This is a genomic window from Wolbachia endosymbiont of Howardula sp., from assembly GCF_025021925.1.
Taxonomy (GTDB): domain Bacteria; phylum Pseudomonadota; class Alphaproteobacteria; order Rickettsiales; family Anaplasmataceae; genus Wolbachia.
This window is the reverse complement of the sequence record NZ_CP092368.1, coordinates 225691-243388: the sequence shown is the minus strand read 5'-3', so window position 1 is coordinate 243388 and position 17698 is coordinate 225691. Positions and strand designations below refer to the sequence as shown.

Sequence of the window (17698 nt, the reverse complement as noted above, 5' to 3'; positions counted from 1 at the left end):
TTATATTTCTTGTCTTGACATCATTGCTGATTTTAAAGTGCCTTCATCGAGATAATCAATCTCTCCTCCCATTGGTATACCACAAGCAAGGCGTGATATTTTGACTTTTGTATTCCTAAGAGAAGACACAATATAATGTAATGTTATTTGCCCTTCTAATGTAGAATTAATGGCAAGAATGATTTCTTCAATTTTAGATTGAGAAATCCTTCTTAAAAGAATATCGAGATGCAGTGCTTTTGGAGTGATACCATTAATTGCAGATAATCTACCACTTAATACATGATATAACCCAAAATATATGTTAGCTGTTTCTAACGCCCATAAATCACCTAATCCTTCTACTATACATAATAATTTAGAATCACGTTTTGGATTATTACATATTGAACAAGGAGATTGAATATCTAGATTATTACATAATTCACACTTTACTATAATCTCTGCTAAATTTTTCGTTAAAAATGCAAGTGGTATCATCACTTGCTCTTTATTTTGCAGTAAATGTATTGCTAACCTACGTGATGATGCGGGACCTAAACCTGGAAGCTTAGAAAAAGCATAAATTAATTTTTTTATATGAATATTCATTATATCAGTTAAGAAGAAATTATAAATATTCTACTACTCTATTTAATATAGAGAAGTAATATATACGGTAATTTTATAGATGCGACAACTTAAAATTTAATCTTGCTATTATAATCGGATAATTGATATGAATAAAAAAATACATAGATCAAAACTTTTTTTATATATGTTTAGAGATGATAATGTGTGATAGTACCAGACTATACAAGTATATTAGAAATCACCATTATGTCTCACATATATTTCTTCTTACTGTATTGAGAATCATAATTATTTCTTGTACACAGTGGTCTATATCATCATTGACTACTATATAATCATATTTATGTCGTGTATTAATTTCTTTATATGCTGCTTTTAATCTAAAATCTATTTCACTTGCATGATCACTATTGCGCTTTTTCAATCGTAATTTTAACTCTCCCATTGAAGGAGGCATAATAAAAATACTTACAACCTGTTCTTTGACTGTGTTAAATAAATGAAATGCTCCTTGCCAATCGATAGTAAGTAACACACTTATTTGATTATTAATATTTTGCTCTATAAAATCTTTTGGTATCCCATAAAAATGTCTAAAAACTTTTGCATATTCAAGCATCTTATTCTCTTGACATAGTTTGTGAAATTTTTCTTCTGTAACAAAGAAATAATCTTTACCATGTATTTCACCAGGTCTAGGTTGACGTGTAGTTACAGAAATAGATCTCACTAAACTCGTTGCATGCATAAGTAATTTTTCAGATATAGTAGTCTTACCAGCTCCAGATGGAGAAGAAAGAACAAACAATATACCTTTATTTTTTAAAATCATTCTAATATGATTAACAATAGATGAAGACAAATTGAGTTTTAGCTAATCATGAATGCAGTTCTAAAGATAGAAAGAAAAAAGAAAATGTCAAGTATAAATACTTACATTTACAATCTCTCTTCTCATGGGTATTCCTTAATATAGTGTCAATACTGTATAATAATCTTAATTATAAATATTATATAATTCTTATATATTATTTTCTATTTTATTCTTCAGAAATATCAGTGAGCTCTTTTAGAGTTTTCATTATATTAATAAGACATATGCTATGATATTTTTATATATTAAAATAAAATTTACGTATGTTATAGTCATAACATATCTCTCATATGAGCAATATCTAGTGAGATGTTATCTTCAATCTATACTATAATATATATGATGAGATGATATATTGTATTTTTACAGATTTGTCTATAGAAATATATTGAAAATTAACAATAGTATAGAATGTATTATCATTTGAGTGTGTTGTAATAAAATTATATTTACTTTTCTAATATCTTAATATCTAATGTGATGTTATCAATCATACAATATCAGACAGGTTGTAATTCACACTCGCATGTTCCTGACTCTTTTTCTAAAAATATTACCTATTTATATTACAATATTTATTGGATATTTAGCGGGTAAATATCTTAAAAGTGATAGAAATACTATATCTCAAATTCTTTTTTATATAGCGAATCCAATAGTCATTTTATATGGAGTCTCTCGTACAGAAGTAAATTTAAAAGTTATTTCTTTGCCTATTTTAATATGGTTTATTGGTATTACTATGTCTTTATTAGTATATTATCTGTCTTCTTTTTTATTTAAAGATAATACAAGAAATATATTAGCATTTAGTTCAGGAAGTACAAGTATGGGATACTTTGGATTGCCGATTGCTATGGCATTATTCGATGAAGAGACTATATCTGTATATGTTATCTGTTATATAGGTATGGCATTATTTGAAAATAGCTTAGGATTTTATATAGCAGCAAATGGTATTTATACTGCAAGAGAAAGCATGTTGCGACTGTTTAAATTGCCTTCATCATATGCAATGATCTTAGGATTCTTTTTGAGTATATATAATATCACAGTACCTAACTTTTTAATAGATATTATGCTAAATATTAGAAGTACATTTATCACATTAGGTATGATGTTACTTGGTGTCAGTATTGCACAAATTAAAAGTTTTAAAGTAGATTGGACGCTTGCTCTTACTACTGTAATAGCAAAATACTTATTTTGGCCATTATTTGTATTAGGAATTGTTCTTATAGATAAATCTATTATAGGTTTATATGATGAAAATATATATAAAGCGTTACTATTATTAGCTATCATCCCAGTATCAGGCTCTAGTATAGTACTTGCTAGTATTTTAAATTACCAGCCAGATAAAGCTACTTTATTATTACTGATTAGTTTTACTGTAGGATTATTTTATGTACCTATGGTAATATCATTGTTTTTTTCTCAACTTATCCCTATTTATCTCTAATATCAAGTATCATTATTATTATTATTTTTATTTCTTTATAAAGAGAGAGAAGTGGTCTATAATTATCAATATACTCTTTTATGAGTCGTTCTTTACTTGCTGATATATAATATGTATAATATTATCATATTCTGTGTGATATCATAATGAGCATACCCAATATAGAGCATTGTAATCTACACAGTAAAACGGTATTACTCAGAGTAGATTTTAATGTTCCTATAGAACATGATAAGATTTGTGATATTACTCGCATTTTGAGAGTATTACCTACTATTCAATATTTAAAACATCAAAATACAAAGATTATTCTCTTATCACACTTTGGACGTCCTACTATGAGAAATAATAATCTTTCTCTTAGAAAAATAGTTGATACTGTATCATCAATATTCAATAGAGATGTACAATTTATTGATGATTGTATTGGACATAAGGTACTCTTAAAGATTCAGAAGATGAAAAATGGTGATATCATTCTATTAGAAAATGTTAGATTTTATCAAGAAGAAGAATCTAATAGCTCCGACTTTGCTAGAGAATTATCAGATCTAGCTGATATATATATAAATGATGCATTTTCTTGTTCTCATAGAACTCATGCATCTATTGTAGGTATTACAAGATTTTTACCTTCCTATGGAGGATTTTGTTTACAAAACGAGATTAAATTTCTTCAGCAAGCGATATCATATCAAGATAAACCAGTCACTGCAATTATTGGAGGCTCAAAAATACTAAATAAGATCAAGATTCTAAAAACACTAGCACAAAAAGTTGATTATTTAATTTTAGGTGGTGCTATTGCTAATAATTTTTTACTTTTTAATAAAATTAATATAGGAAAATCTTTTTTTCAAGATGGGATTGATAGTATATTAGAGGAGTGTATTGTGACATCACATAACAATAATTGTAGAATTCTTCTACCAGAAGATATATTAGTAGCTAGAAATTCTAATTATAATGTGAGTATTCTGAGAAACATTCAAGATGTGTTAGATGATGATACAATTTTAGATGTAGGCATTAAGACTGTACATTCTATAAAGACTATACTTAGAAAGAGCAAAATGCTCATCTGGAATGGTCCAATGGGTATGTTTGAACATTCAGCTTTTGCAAATGGTACAATTGCATTAATGAAAGAAATTAGTAGACTCACTTATGTAGGAAAATTATCTAGCATAATCGGTGGAGGTGACAGTATCTCTGCAATGCATAGCACAATGTTAACTGATAAAGATTTTACATATGTTTCTACTGGTGGAGGAGCTTTTTTAAATTGGTTCAGTAATAATGAAATGCCAGGAATTATTGCTTTAAAAAACAATCCAAATAACTATGCTACTGATATCAAGAAATAGTATTATAATATATCACAATAAATATAATATAGAAATTCATTAATAAAAACTTATTATTTCTTCTTTTTTCTTCGTTGTATTTAGACTCGTATTATTAATACTGTGCAATATAAATATCATATAAAAAGCTTGTGTATATTATATGCAAATTATTTGTAAATCTTCTGTTGAATCTTATATTTCCGTAAAAAATGTCTTTATATGCTTTGTAGAATATGAAAAAGATATTATTCTATTCATTACTAATTGGAATAATAGGTTGTATTAAGGCAATTTTAATTACTTCATCAATGCTTTTAGCAAAGACTATTTTGATTCTATCTTTTATGCTTGTAGGAATTTCTTGCATATCTTTCTTATTAGCGCTAGGTAAAATCACAGTATGAATTGAGCCTCTTAATGCTGCTAGTAATTTTTCTCTTAAACCTCCGATAGCTAGTACTCTACCTCGTAATGTTACTTCACCTGTCATAGCAATACTTTTATTTACTGGTATATTAGTCATTAAGGAAACGATAGAAGTACAGACTGCACTACCAGCAGAAGGACCATCTTTTGGAATAGCACCTTCAGGTACATGAAGATGAATATCATTATCTTGAAATTTATCAGGTCTAATACCAAAAAATACACAATTGGAGCGAATATAACTATATGCAGCTTTTATAGACTCTTGCATCACTTCTCCAAGCTTACCTGTATATTTGATTTCTCCCTTACCTGGTATTAATACTGATTCTATCATTAACAGATCACCACCTGTTTCAGTATATGCGAGTCCAGTGACAATGCCTGATAAACTCTCATGTTCTGCAATACCAAAAGAATATTGATGTACACCTAAATAATCATTTAGATTATTCACCTCAACAGAAATTTGCTTACTCTTTGTGATGAGAATTTCTTTGACAGCTTTTCTCATAAGTTTTGCAAGTTCTCTTTCCATATTACGCACACCACTTTCACGTGTATATAAACGTATTATTTGATATAATGCATCATCAGTAATATTCCATTCCTTTTGACGAATACCATGCTCTTTTTTTAGTTTAGGTATTATATGATACTTAGCAATATTCATTTTTTCATCTTCAGTATAACCAGATAATTTTATGATCTCCATTCTATCAGATAAAGGATGAGGTAAATTTAAGCTGTTTGCTGTTGCTACAAACATAACACGTGAAAGATCAAATTCAACCTCCAAATAATGATCTGTAAAATGCTTATTATGTTCAGTATCTAAGACTTCAAGTAATGCAGATGCTGGATCACCACGAGAGTCAGAACTCATTTTATCTATCTCGTCTAGCAAAAACAGCGGATTACAAGAGTTTGCCTTCTTCATCTGTTGAATAATTTTACCAGGCATGGATGCAATATATGTTTTTCTATGTCCACGTATTTCAGATTCGTCACGTATACCACCAAGTGAAATGCGTACAAAATCTCTACCTACTGCTTTTGCCATAGATCTTGCCAAGGAAGTCTTACCTACACCAGGAGGTCCAACTAAACAAAGAATAGGTCCTTTTATTGCTTTTACTCTTTTTAGTACTGCTAGAAATTCTATTATTCTATCTTTTACTTTTTCAATTCCATAATGGTTTTTATCTAATATGCTTTTTGCTATATTCAAATTAATTTTTGCATTTTTATATTTACCCCATGGTAAATCAAGTAACCAATTGAGATATCCGGAGATAGCAGTAGCTTCAGGTGACATAGCATTCATTTTTTTATATCTTTTTAAATCAGAGAGTGCTTTCTCTTTTGCTTCTTGTGAGAGCTGTCTATCATATATTTTTTTTTCGAATTCACTAATCGAATCTCCTTCATCAACATTCTCAAATTCACCTAATTCTTTTTGAATGGCTTTTAATTGTTCATTCAGGTAATACACTTTTTGTGTAGACTCAATTTGCGATTTAATTGTTTTATATAAATTGTTTTGTATATTTAAAATAGTAATTTCTTGCTCAATCAATGTAAACACTTGTTTTAAACGTTCTTTCAGATCATAAGTCTCAAGAAGACTTTGTTTATCTGAAACCTTAATATTTAAATATGATGCTATAGTATCCACTAGTTGATCAATATCTGTGATATTATCAATAGGATTCATGATACTGTCAGGTTGATTCTTCTTATTCAATTTACACAAATTATCAAATGCATTAATTACAGATCTTCTTAAAGCTTCTAAATCAATATGTTCTTCATCTTCTATGTATTGTATGTTATTGATTTCTACTTCTAGCTTACCTTGTAGTAAGTCATGAGAAGTAATATACTCTGAAATCTTGGCTCTTCTTATCCCTTGAATGACAACTTTTACTGCATTATCAGGTAATTTAATTAATGGTTGGATAATCTTTGCAACTACACCTACCTGATATAAATGTTCTGGATCTGGATTATCAATAGCACCATCTCTCTGTGCTACAAGAAAAATCTCATTTTTATTAATTGAATTATTGAGAGCATATTCTAATGCATAAATAGATTTTTTTCTACCTATAAATAATGGAACCATAATAGTAGGGAAAATGACTACTTCTCTTAAGGGTAGGACTGGCAATATAGCACACTCAGATTTCAAATTACTTATAATCTTCATAAGATATCCCTCAAATTTCACTACTAACTGTTATAATATTTTTATTATTATCATTCAGTCTTGCCTGTCCTAATTCTACCATTTTTTTAGTGATGACTATAGTAGCGCCTTCATAATAACCATTTCCAGCTATATACATAATATCAAGTAATAGTGATTCTAAAATAGCACGTAACATTCTTGCACCTGTTTTATATTTTATTGCTTTCTGTGCAATAGCAGAGATTGCATCATCTGAAAATTCAAGATTCACTTTACTAAATGAAAGTAATGATTGATATTGCTTAATTAAAGCATTTTTTGGCTTCGTCAAGATATGTATTAAATCTTCATGTTCCAAATGCTTAAGTACCGCAGTAATAGGCACACGCCCTACAAATTCAGGTATTAATCCAAATTTCATTAAATCTTCAGGTTGTACATCTTGTAACAGACTATAACCTCCCTGAAAGTAATTATTACTAATATCTGCTCCGAATCCTAATGATGTGCCCTTTTTTCTTGCAGCAATAATTTTCTCTAGACCTTCAAAAGTTCCTCCACAAATAAAGAGTATATGACTAGTATCCACTTGAATAAACTCTTGTTGTGGGTGTTTTCTACCTCCTTGTGGAGGTACATAAGCAATTGTACCTTCCATAATTTTCAGTAAGGCTTGTTGTACACCTTCACCTGAAACATCACGAGTAATGGAAGTACTTTCAGATTTGCGTGTAATTTTATCTATTTCATCTATAAAGATTATACCGTGTTGAGCCTTCGTAACATCATAATTTGCTGATTGTAAGAGACGAGATAATATACTTTCTACATCATCACCGACATATCCTGCTTCAGTTAAAGTTGTTGCATCTGCCATGGCGAATGGTACATCTGATACTTTAGCCAGTGTTTTTGCTAGTAAAGTTTTACCGGAACCTGTTGGTCCTATCAGCATAATATTTGATTTTTCAATTTCAATATCGCTAATAGTATCAAACTGTGACATAGCTTGAGAATGATTATACATAGCTACAGATAGAACTTGCTGAGCATGTTCTTGGCCTATAATGTACTGGCTTAAAAAACTTTTTATATCTTCAGGCTTCTTAAGTAATCGTTTTATATGAGAGACATAATCTGCATTAGAAGATATACCTTGTTTTTGATTGATTGCTCTATAAGATAATTCTATACATTCATTGCAAATGAAGACTTTAAGATTCTCTGAAGAGTTAGCAATCAATTTATCTACCTGATCCTGCACTTTATTGCAAAAAGAACAGCAGTATAAAGTATTATTTTTATTCATGCGTTATCCTTTATTTTGATTCTTAATATCTGCACGATCAGCTATTATTTTATCAATTAAGCCAATTTCTAACGCTTCTTTAGGATCCATAAATTTATCTCTTTCCATCATTCTTTCAATTTGTTTAAAAGAATGACCAGTATGTTGTTCATAAATGCAATTGATCTGTTTTTTTACTCTCAGAATTTCATGAGCATGTATTGCAATATCAGTTGCTTGACCAGAATATCCTCCAGATGGTTGATGTATCATAATTCTTGAGTGAGGTAAAGAGTAGCGTTTGCCTTTTGCACCAGATGCAAGTAATAAAGAACCCATAGATGCTGCTTGCCCTATACATAACGTTGAAACATCTGGCTTGATATATTGGATTGTATCATAAATTGATAAACCAGATGTTAAAATACCACCAGGCGAGTTAATATACATATGAATTTCTTTATCAGGATTTTCTGATTCTAAAAATAACAGTTGTGCTATTATCACACTAGCCATATGATCCTCAACAGGACCAGTTAAAAATACTATTCTCTCTTTGACTAGTCTTGAGTATATATCATAAGCACGTTCACCTCTACTAGTTTGCTCAATTACAATTGGAATAAGAGTCATAATTCTTACCTATTACAATATTACTTTAATAAATTTTTTAATTCTTTTACAGAGTAGACATGCTCTCTTTTTTTTACTTGTTCTATGATATAGTTTGTTACTTTATATTCTAATGCTTGACCTTTTACCAGATCTTGAAATTGTTTGTTATCTTGAAAATACTTGAGCACTTTCTCGATAGAGCTATTAGAATGTATATGTTGTTTAGCAATCACTTGTAAGATATCATTTTGATTTAATAATATTTTATGTTCTACACTAAATTGCATAAATAACATTCCAAGTTTTACTCGTTTTTCAGCTTCTTGAGATAGAAGATAATTATCTTCTAAGCGTAATTCTTGTGTCACTCTTTTTTTTGCATCTTGTACTATATTTATTGGTAAATCAAAACTATAATGAGAATCTAAGTAATCAAATAATTCCTTTTTGATAATTATTTCGCTCATTTTTTGACATTGCTTGTTAATCTGTGTTTTTGCATGTTGTATAAGAGCATCATGATCTTTAAATCCCATACTTTCAATTAGAGTATCATGATTTTGCTCTCTTATAATCACTAAAATCTTATGTACATGCACAATAAATTCAGCTTCTTGTCCTGCAAGCGCAATTAATGTATAATCATCAGGAAATATTAGCTTAAAACGCTTTGTTTCTCCTTGTCGCATGCCGATTAACTGATTTTCAAAATTAGTAATAAAATGACAAGCACCAATGGTAATAGATACATTTTTTTTACTACCACCCTTAAAAAGTTTATTTCTAATTCTACCTTCAAAGTCTATAATAAGTTGATCGCCATTTTGTGCTTGATACAATCTATCTTCTACAGCAGTAGTATGAGATGCTCTAGATTTTAAAGATTCTAGATATTCTTCTATATCATCTTGATCAATAATTATTTTGATGTTTTTTAAGCATATCGTATCTAGTACAATAGATGGTACATCTGGTACTCTCTCAAAAGAGAATGTATATATACATTGGCCTTTATTTTTATCTACTTGATCTAAATCTGGCATAGATATTATCTTTACTTTAGAATAAACATGAGATTTAATATTAAACTTTTTGACTAAATCTTGCGCACAATGTTCAATTGCATGATTCGTAACGTATTGTAACGCTTCATTTTTAAAATTTTTAACAATTAATGGATAAGGGATTTTGCCAGATCTAAATCCAGGTGATTTTGCACTTTCTGATATTCTTTGTAACCTCATGTCTAATGCCTGTTGTAAATACTCTCTACTAACTGTAATTTCATATTCATACTTGAGTTTTTCTTTTTTAAGCTCTCTATACATGTATATATTATTTGGTATATCTACTTGTACTGTATTATTAGACATAATAATCTATTTCTTAGTATTTTAATTGATATTCTAATAAATACATTTTATCAGACTTTATGTTAAATACAATCCTTAAGAATTTAGTTTTAAAATAAATACACTTGATATAGTAAAAGCTATGTGGAGATTATATATTAGATAGATATATAATTGCATTAAGTGTGGATAGAGGGACTTGAACCCTCACGAGCAAGCTCACCAGGACCTAAACCTGGCACGTATACCAATTCCGTCATATCCACAAAAATTTTTAGTATTTGAGTGCTTATTTCATCACAAGAGCAATCTAATCCAAATAGAGCATAGATACTATCAGAAGATTTGTTACTCTTTAATATTTTACTCTAATCTGTACATGTATTCAAAATATTTATAAAAATAATAAAATTAAAGTAATGACATAATTATCATATCTTCACCTGAATACATAAATATAATACTTCTCATATAGAAATGTCTAAAATCATGATAGTACTGAAATATTGAATATGTATTCAAATGGAAGTTCAGATAATATTTATATTACTTAAATTTTATCATATCATATGCTATATTGTGCACCTAATAGAACAGTTGTATGATATAAACTACTTCTTTCATTGTACAATATATTATATCTGTAGTATAATTCCATGTACACTCTTTGAAATATTAAAAGAATATAATATAAATTAGTCATTAACTAGTATTATTCTGATAATCAAGTAAAATTGAATATATTAAGAAAAAAATATATATGAGTATTATAAGTTAAGAATATAAACATGAAAGTTGCTTTTCAAATAGACCGCAATATACAGTTCGATACTGATACTACATTCTTGTTAATTAAAGAAGCACACAATAGAGGTCATGATATTGTGATATATTATCCAGAAGATATAGGATTACTTTTAAATAATCCAATTGCTCTGGCTAAAAACATCATACTGTATGATAGTCATTTTACTATTAAAAATGATATAATGATTCATTTAAATGAAATAGATATCATATTTATCAGACAGAATCCTCCATTAGATATGCGTTATATCACCACTACTTATATTTTAGAAAAAACAAGTACGTTAGTAATTAATAATCCAAAAGAAATAAGAAATTCTCCTGAAAAACTTATTACATCATTGTTTCCTACACTCATTCCTCCTACTCTAGTGACTGAAAATCTTTCCATGATCAAAGATTTTTATTCGTTATATCAAGATATTATTATCAAACCATTATATAATTACGGAGGACGAGATGTCATCAGAATACAAGATGATCAGAATATTAATGTACTTGTAGAACTTATGATTTCAAAATATGCATGCCCTATTATTATACAAGCATTTTGTGCAAATATCGAGACAGATAAGAGGATATTGTTATTGGATGGAGATCCAATTGGAGTCATAAAAAGAGTACCAAGAGTCAGTAGGGAGATCAGGACAAATATTAGACTTAACGCAAGTTGTGAACCATCTGAATTAAATGAGATAGATAAAGAAATATGCCGTACAATTGGACCTGAATTAAAAAAAAGAGGGTTACTTTTTGTTGGTATTGATATCATAAATAATTTCTTATTGGAAATTAATACCACTTCTCCAACAGGCATAGTACATTTTAATAAATTATATAATATTGCACTCGAAAAAGTATTATGGGATTGTTTTGAACAAAAAGTACAATTACATAATCAGAATATATCTAAAATAAATGCTATTAACATATCTCATTAGCAAAAATGGTGATCCTTCTATAATACATGATTGCTATAAAAGGTAATATCAATATCACATACATTATATTATATCTATCAGTAATTTTGATATTCTATATGAGATATAAATATTATATTAACTTCTTTATATATATTCATACTATTTATTCAACTATTTATAGATTCATTATTTGCCATAAGTACTGATTCTTTGATCATCTCTGCAATAGTAGGATGTGGAAAGATTGTAGATTTTATTTCATAATCTGTACCTTCTAGTTGTTTTATCAGTGCAAGATTACTAATTAATTCTGTTACTTCTACCCCGATCATATGAGCTCCTAATAACTCACCTGTATTTTTATCTATGATAGTCTTACTTAATCCATCAGTTTCATTTAAAGCAATAGACTTACCATGCAAGTAAGAAAAATACTTACCTACTTTAATATCAAAACCTTTTTTTCTAGCTTCTTCTTCAGTTAATCCTATACTTGCTATTTGTGGATAAGAATAAGTACAATGTGGTATGCATTCTTTTTTCATCGTATAAGTATTTTTTCCTGCGATCTTTTCAACACATATTATAGCTTCATGACTTGCTTTATGTGCGAGATATGGAGGTCCAGTGACATCTCCTATAGCGTATATTCTTGGTTCATGTGTTTCACAGTAATCATTTATCTTAATAAAACCAGAAGTACTTAGTTGAATATCTGTATTTTCTAAACCTAGATGTTCTGTATTTGCTTGAACTCCCACAGCAACAAGAGCTCTATCAAATACCCTTATTTCTCCACTACTAAATAATACTTGAATGGAGTCTTTATTCTTAATTAGATTTTTTATACTACTATTTGTATATATTGTGATTCCTTGTTGTATAAATATTTCCTGTGCTAAAACTGCAATATCTTTATCTACTGTTGGTAAGATCGTATCTTGTATTTCTACAACTGTCACTTGCACATCAAAAGCATTATAAAAACTTGCAAATTCCATTCCAATTGCACCTGCTCCTATAATGAGTAGAGAATCTGGTAGTTTTCTTAACGACATCGCATGTTGTGCATTCCAGACTAAATGACCATCTATCTGTATTTTAGAAAGATTTCTAATACTTGCACCTGTTGCTAAAATAATCCTTTCAGCAATAATATTCTGAGTATTATTAGTATTTATTACTTGTATGGTATGATTATTCGTTATTGACCCAAAACCTTTATATACAGTAATATTATTCTTATGCATTAAAAATGCTATACCTTGTGATAATTTATCTACCACATTTCTTGAATTCGTAATGATTGACTGTATATCAAAATTCACATTTTCAATATGTATACCAAATTCACTAGATCTTTTTATTAATCTATAAATTTCAGATGTTCTGAGTAGAGATTTTGTTGGTATGCATCCCCAATTTAAACATATACCTCCTAAGTTATTTTCTTGTTCAATAATTGCAGTCTTAAATCCAAGTTGAGCCGATCTAATAGCTGCTATATATCCACCAGGCCCACTACCTAAGATGATAATATCGTATTGATTCACTTGATGTTGTACTCTTTAATATAAAATATTCTCGATATCATGTTACTACTTAATATGATTGCATCATAATTTCTTTTTCACCTTCAATTATAATATTGATCAAGATCTGTAAAACAGGATGACTGATAGTATAAGATTATGAAAATCAGTATTATTCTAAAGTATGAACATATATTTAAACAGTCAATCTATCTATCATGCATTTGAGTCTGATTATCATATAATATATTCATAATACTGTTTATATATTGTCAATAGTTATATATACATCATTTAATAAAGATTTAATTAATATTAAACTAATAAACTCATTCTCAATTTATTTATGATATTGAATATTATATCACAATATAGCGATAGAACTGTATCTAATAATTGGAACCCAGGTATGAAATTAATTATTATACTAATATTACTATTATATAGTGATTATGCATCATCTGCATCTATAAGCATTGCTTTCATTGATCACAAAGACTCTCAGGGAGATATTGCACCAATTGCTTTAACACATAGTATCATTATAGTAGATAAATATGGTACTTTATACTCTATTGATATTAATGATGAAAATCAGTTACATTGGAAATTGAATCTTTCACATAGTAAAAAGATTTGCAAGATTAGTCTCGCTTGTTATGGAGAACAACTATTTTGTGTAGTTGATACTATTCTCCATGCAATAAACGTAAATAACGGTTTAGTAATATGGAGTCAAGAGCTTACAGCACCTGTAAGTAGTGCCATGTCATTTATAAATGATAAATTGACTATCTTAACAATTGATAATTATCTTCACATCCTGGATGTCCAGAATGGACGCGTACTTTGGTCTTATGATAATGGATTAAATCACTTACGAAGAGAATATTCTATATCACCAGCAATTTATGCAAATAAAATTATTGCGCCATTTTCAAATGGAGAATTAATAACTTTTAATGAAGAGGGTAAAAAATTGTGGAGTCAAAAACTAGCAATTAAGTCTTTGGAGACGATCTTTACAGATATTACAACTACACCTAGATTAGGCAAGCGCATTATAGTGACAACAAACAATTCTTATATTTATGGTATAGATCTAGAATCAGGCAGTATTATCTGGTCACAATCACTCAAAGTAAAAAATACATCAGAGATTGAAGAATATGAGTATATATTATCTGAAAACATCAAACAAAAGATAGAAAGAATTTTCATAGTGACTCAAGATAATAGACTTCTTGGATTAAATATTCAAAATGGAGAAATCATTTGGCATTCCAATTATATACAAGATACTGAATTATTCGCTCCATTTCTTCATGAGAATCAGCTATGGCTTATTAGCAATAAAGGCGTTATCTTAAACTTTCAGTGTGATTTATATGATATACCACAAGTAATTAAAATACCTGATAATGTTTTTCATACTCCAGTCTTTACTCATGACAAGATATATGTCACAACATATGAATATGGTGTTTTTTTTATTAGGAAATAATTTTATGACCAATGATTATGATCTGATTGTAATAGGTGGTGGCCCAGGAGGATATAAATGTGCTATTACTGCTGCAAAACTTGGATTAAAGGTTGCATGTATTGATCAAAATAGCATTTTTGGTGGTACATGCTTAAGAGTAGGCTGTATACCATCTAAATCATTACTACATTCTTCTTATCAATATATTCATACAAAATTTGATCTATTAAAGCTAGGGATACATATTCAAGATATTCATTTTAATCTTAAAGAGATGTTAGAATATAAAGATAGTAAAGTATTAGAACTTGCATCTGGAATAGAATACTTGTTTAGTCTTTATAAGGTTAATAAGATTCATGGTATTGGAACAATTACTTCTTTTGAATATAATAACTTGCATGTGTTGGTTAAGCCTAATCGAATTTTTAGGACAAAAAATATAGTGATTGCAAGTGGTTCTGCAGTGAATTCTATCATGGATATTGATATTGATGAACAAGATATTATATCTTCAACTGGAGCATTATCACTGACTGATATACCAAAAACTCTGTCTGTAATTGGTGCTGGTGCAATAGGACTCGAAATCTCTTCTATATGGAATCGACTCGGTACTCATGTTACTATAGTAGAATCCTATGATAGAATTGCTACTACTATGGATCGAGAGATCAGTCATCATTTACTTGCTTCTCTAAAAAAACAAGGCATAAGATTTATGTTGAATACAAAAGTTGAAGGAATTACAAAACATGATAATACCCTCAAACTTGCAGTACGCAATATTCAAGATCATCACACTCACTCTATCGATTCAGATAAAGTCTTAATTGCAGTAGGGAGAAAGCCATATACTCAGAATCTGAATATAGAGGGAAAAATAAAAAAAGATAACTATGGATTTATCCAAGTAAATCATATATATGAAACGACTATCAAGGGAATATTTGCTATTGGTGATGTCATAGGCGGTGCAATGCTTGCACATAAAGCAGAGGCAGAAGGAATAGCAGTTGCAGAAATAATATCAGGACAATTACCTAGTATTCATTATGGAATGATTCCATCTGTAATTTACACGCATCCTGCAGTATCTGCTATTGGAAAAACTGAAGAGCAATTAAAAACATGTCTTCAAGAATATACAGTAGGTAGATGTAGATTTAATGCAAATGGACGAGCAAAAATAACTGATGATACTGAGGGTTTCATAAAAGTACTCACTTGTAATAAATTAGATACAATATTAGGTGTACATATATTAGGTGCACATGCTGATTCATTAATTAATGAAGCATCGGTTGCTATAGCATATGAAGCATCATCAGAAGACATATATAGAATATGCCACTCTCATCCTGATATTAATGAAGCTTTTCGGGATGCATGTACTGATGCTTTCTTAAAAAGCAATATAGAATTAAAGTATGATAAGATCAAATAAAATAGGATTTTTTTCTGTGTTTGCTTTAGTGATAAGTAGTCAAATTGGATCTGGGATTTTTATTTTACCAATTAGTCTAGCGCCATATGGCGTATATGCTCCGATCAGTTGGATAATATCAGGATTTGGAGCGATATGTCTTACTTTAGTATTTGCTATACTATGTAGTAAATTTCCAGAAACTGGAGGTCCACATATTTATGTTAAGTATGTTTTTGGTAATACAATAGCTTTTTTTGTTGGTTGGACATATTGGGTTATTTCTTGGGTAAGTACAACAGCTGTTGTCATTGCCAGCATTAGTTATTTTGTATCATTTTGTTCTAATGGTAAGATACAAAATATTAATCTCATTTTAGAGATTATGCTCATGATCTTTATTATGTTAATCAACTTAAGAGGTATTACTATTGTAGGATATATCGAAGTGATACTGATGATTATAAAAATCTCTGCTCTTCTTATCATTCCAACAATAGTAATATTCTATTTTAGTATTAATCATTTATTTGTCAGTGAGAAATTATTGCATCTTACAACTACTCAGTTGCTTGCACGTTCTACATTACTAACTCTATGGTGTTTTATTGGACTTGAATCAGCCACAATTTCTGCAGATTCGGTGAATAATCCTATTAAGATAATACCAAGAGCAATGATATTGGGTACGATACTTGTTGCTTTTATTTATTTATTTAATAGCGTTGCAATTATGGGATTAATAGATAGTAAAGAACTTGCTATATCACAAGCACCATACTTTGATGCAATGCAAATGATATTTTATGGCATATCTGGACAGATAATAATATCTATAATTGTTATGATTGTATGTATTAGTTCACTTAATGCATGGGTATTAGGAAGTGGACAAGTTGCTTTGAGTTTGGCAAAAGAGAAGTTTATGCCTCAAATTTTTACTACACGCAATAAGTATGGTGCTCCTATTTGGGGTATCAGTATGAGTGTACTAGGTACTTGTCTGTTACTGATGCTCACTGCAAGTAAAAATTTTGCTCAACAAATAACATTTATAATTAATATATCTGTAGTATCATATTTATTTGTATATTTAGTATGTTCTCTTGTCTTTCTTACCATCATGGCACAAGAGAAATGCTATTTTAAATTATGGATTGGTATCATTGCTATATCCTTCTGTATATGGTTAATATGTACACTATCAGTGAATATTTTATTAATTGCTAGTTTATTTACTGTTAGCGGTATTCCAATTTATTTATTATGGTACCGTAAAATGGTATTATCTTGATATTTTGACATATATATTATTTTGTCTTTTTTGTCATATTGTACTCAATACTTAATGATATAGTATCTTGAGATATATACTCAATATATTAGAAGTA

Annotated in this window: 13 protein-coding genes and 1 tRNA gene; 6 read left to right on the top strand and 8 right to left on the bottom strand. The window is 29.0% G+C overall.

Going from position 1 to position 17698, the window contains the following annotated elements:
- Both recR and gmk read right to left on the bottom strand, forming a co-directional pair.
- Nucleotides 1–585 carry a recombination mediator RecR gene (gene recR, locus MC061_RS01190; protein ID WP_259536237.1) on the bottom strand — a complete coding sequence of 195 codons (585 nt, stop codon included), beginning with the start codon at nt 583–585 and terminating at the stop codon, nt 1–3.
- A 232-nt stretch (nt 586–817) separates the two neighbouring features.
- Complete coding sequence (gene gmk / locus MC061_RS01185) at nt 818–1405, bottom strand: guanylate kinase (RefSeq protein WP_259536235.1); 588 nt, start codon at nt 1403–1405, stop codon at nt 818–820.
- Nucleotides 1406–1973: 568 nt separating this feature from the next.
- Here gmk and MC061_RS01180 point away from each other — a divergent pair.
- Nucleotides 1974–2909: an AEC family transporter gene (locus MC061_RS01180; RefSeq protein ID WP_259536168.1), complete on the top strand. Its 936-nt coding sequence runs from the start codon at nt 1974–1976 to the stop codon at nt 2907–2909.
- Between the two features lie 146 nt (nt 2910–3055).
- Nucleotides 3056–4276, top strand: coding sequence for a phosphoglycerate kinase (locus MC061_RS01175; protein WP_259536167.1), 1221 nt, complete (start codon nt 3056–3058; stop codon nt 4274–4276).
- 232 nt (nt 4277–4508) lie between these two features.
- Here MC061_RS01175 and lon read toward each other — a convergent pair whose 3' ends face one another.
- From lon to MC061_RS01150, 5 genes are all read right to left on the bottom strand, one after another.
- Complete coding sequence (lon, locus tag MC061_RS01170) at nt 4509–6896, bottom strand: endopeptidase La (RefSeq protein WP_259536166.1); 2388 nt, start codon at nt 6894–6896, stop codon at nt 4509–4511.
- Nucleotides 6897–6906: 10 nt separating this feature from the next.
- The gene (gene clpX, locus MC061_RS01165; RefSeq protein WP_259536165.1) at nt 6907–8187 is read right to left on the bottom strand and encodes an ATP-dependent Clp protease ATP-binding subunit ClpX; all 1281 of its coding nucleotides are present in this window, start codon (nt 8185–8187) and stop codon (nt 6907–6909) included.
- A gap of 3 nt (nt 8188–8190) precedes the next feature.
- Entirely contained in the window at nt 8191–8799 is a 609-nt protein-coding gene (clpP, locus tag MC061_RS01160; RefSeq protein ID WP_259536164.1) for an ATP-dependent Clp endopeptidase proteolytic subunit ClpP, read from the bottom strand.
- A gap of 20 nt (nt 8800–8819) precedes the next feature.
- The gene (gene tig / locus MC061_RS01155; protein ID WP_410543439.1) at nt 8820–10157 is read right to left on the bottom strand and encodes a trigger factor; all 1338 of its coding nucleotides are present in this window, start codon (nt 10155–10157) and stop codon (nt 8820–8822) included.
- A gap of 160 nt (nt 10158–10317) precedes the next feature.
- A tRNA-Leu gene (locus MC061_RS01150) sits at nt 10318–10399 on the bottom strand.
- Nucleotides 10400–10921: 522 nt separating this feature from the next.
- On the opposite strand from MC061_RS01150, the gene gshB reads away from it, so the two are divergent.
- On the top strand, nt 10922–11881 hold the full coding sequence (gshB, locus tag MC061_RS01145) for a glutathione synthase (RefSeq protein ID WP_259536161.1): 960 nt from the start codon (nt 10922–10924) through the stop codon (nt 11879–11881).
- A 149-nt stretch (nt 11882–12030) separates the two neighbouring features.
- Here gshB and lpdA (MC061_RS01140) read toward each other — a convergent pair whose 3' ends face one another.
- The gene (gene lpdA, locus MC061_RS01140; RefSeq protein WP_259536160.1) at nt 12031–13416 is read right to left on the bottom strand and encodes a dihydrolipoyl dehydrogenase; all 1386 of its coding nucleotides are present in this window, start codon (nt 13414–13416) and stop codon (nt 12031–12033) included.
- Between the two features lie 325 nt (nt 13417–13741).
- Here lpdA (MC061_RS01140) and MC061_RS01135 point away from each other — a divergent pair, with 325 nt between their 5' ends.
- Genes MC061_RS01135 through MC061_RS01125 form a run of 3 tightly spaced genes read left to right on the top strand, consistent with a single transcriptional unit; the run spans nt 13742 to nt 17601 of the window.
- Nucleotides 13742–14899, top strand: a complete 1158-nt coding sequence (locus tag MC061_RS01135; protein ID WP_346268839.1) for a PQQ-binding-like beta-propeller repeat protein — start codon at nt 13742–13744, stop codon at nt 14897–14899.
- A complete protein-coding gene (gene lpdA, locus MC061_RS01130) occupies nt 14868–16328 on the top strand; it encodes a dihydrolipoyl dehydrogenase (protein WP_259536159.1) in 1461 nt (486 codons plus the stop codon). Before MC061_RS01135 ends, lpdA (MC061_RS01130) begins: the two co-directional genes overlap by 32 nt.
- Nucleotides 16312–17601 (top strand): APC family permease, encoded by a 1290-nt coding sequence (locus tag MC061_RS01125; RefSeq protein WP_259536158.1) that lies wholly within the window; start codon nt 16312–16314, stop codon nt 17599–17601. Before lpdA (MC061_RS01130) ends, MC061_RS01125 begins: the two co-directional genes overlap by 17 nt.
- Nucleotides 17602–17698: the final 97 nt, after the last annotated feature.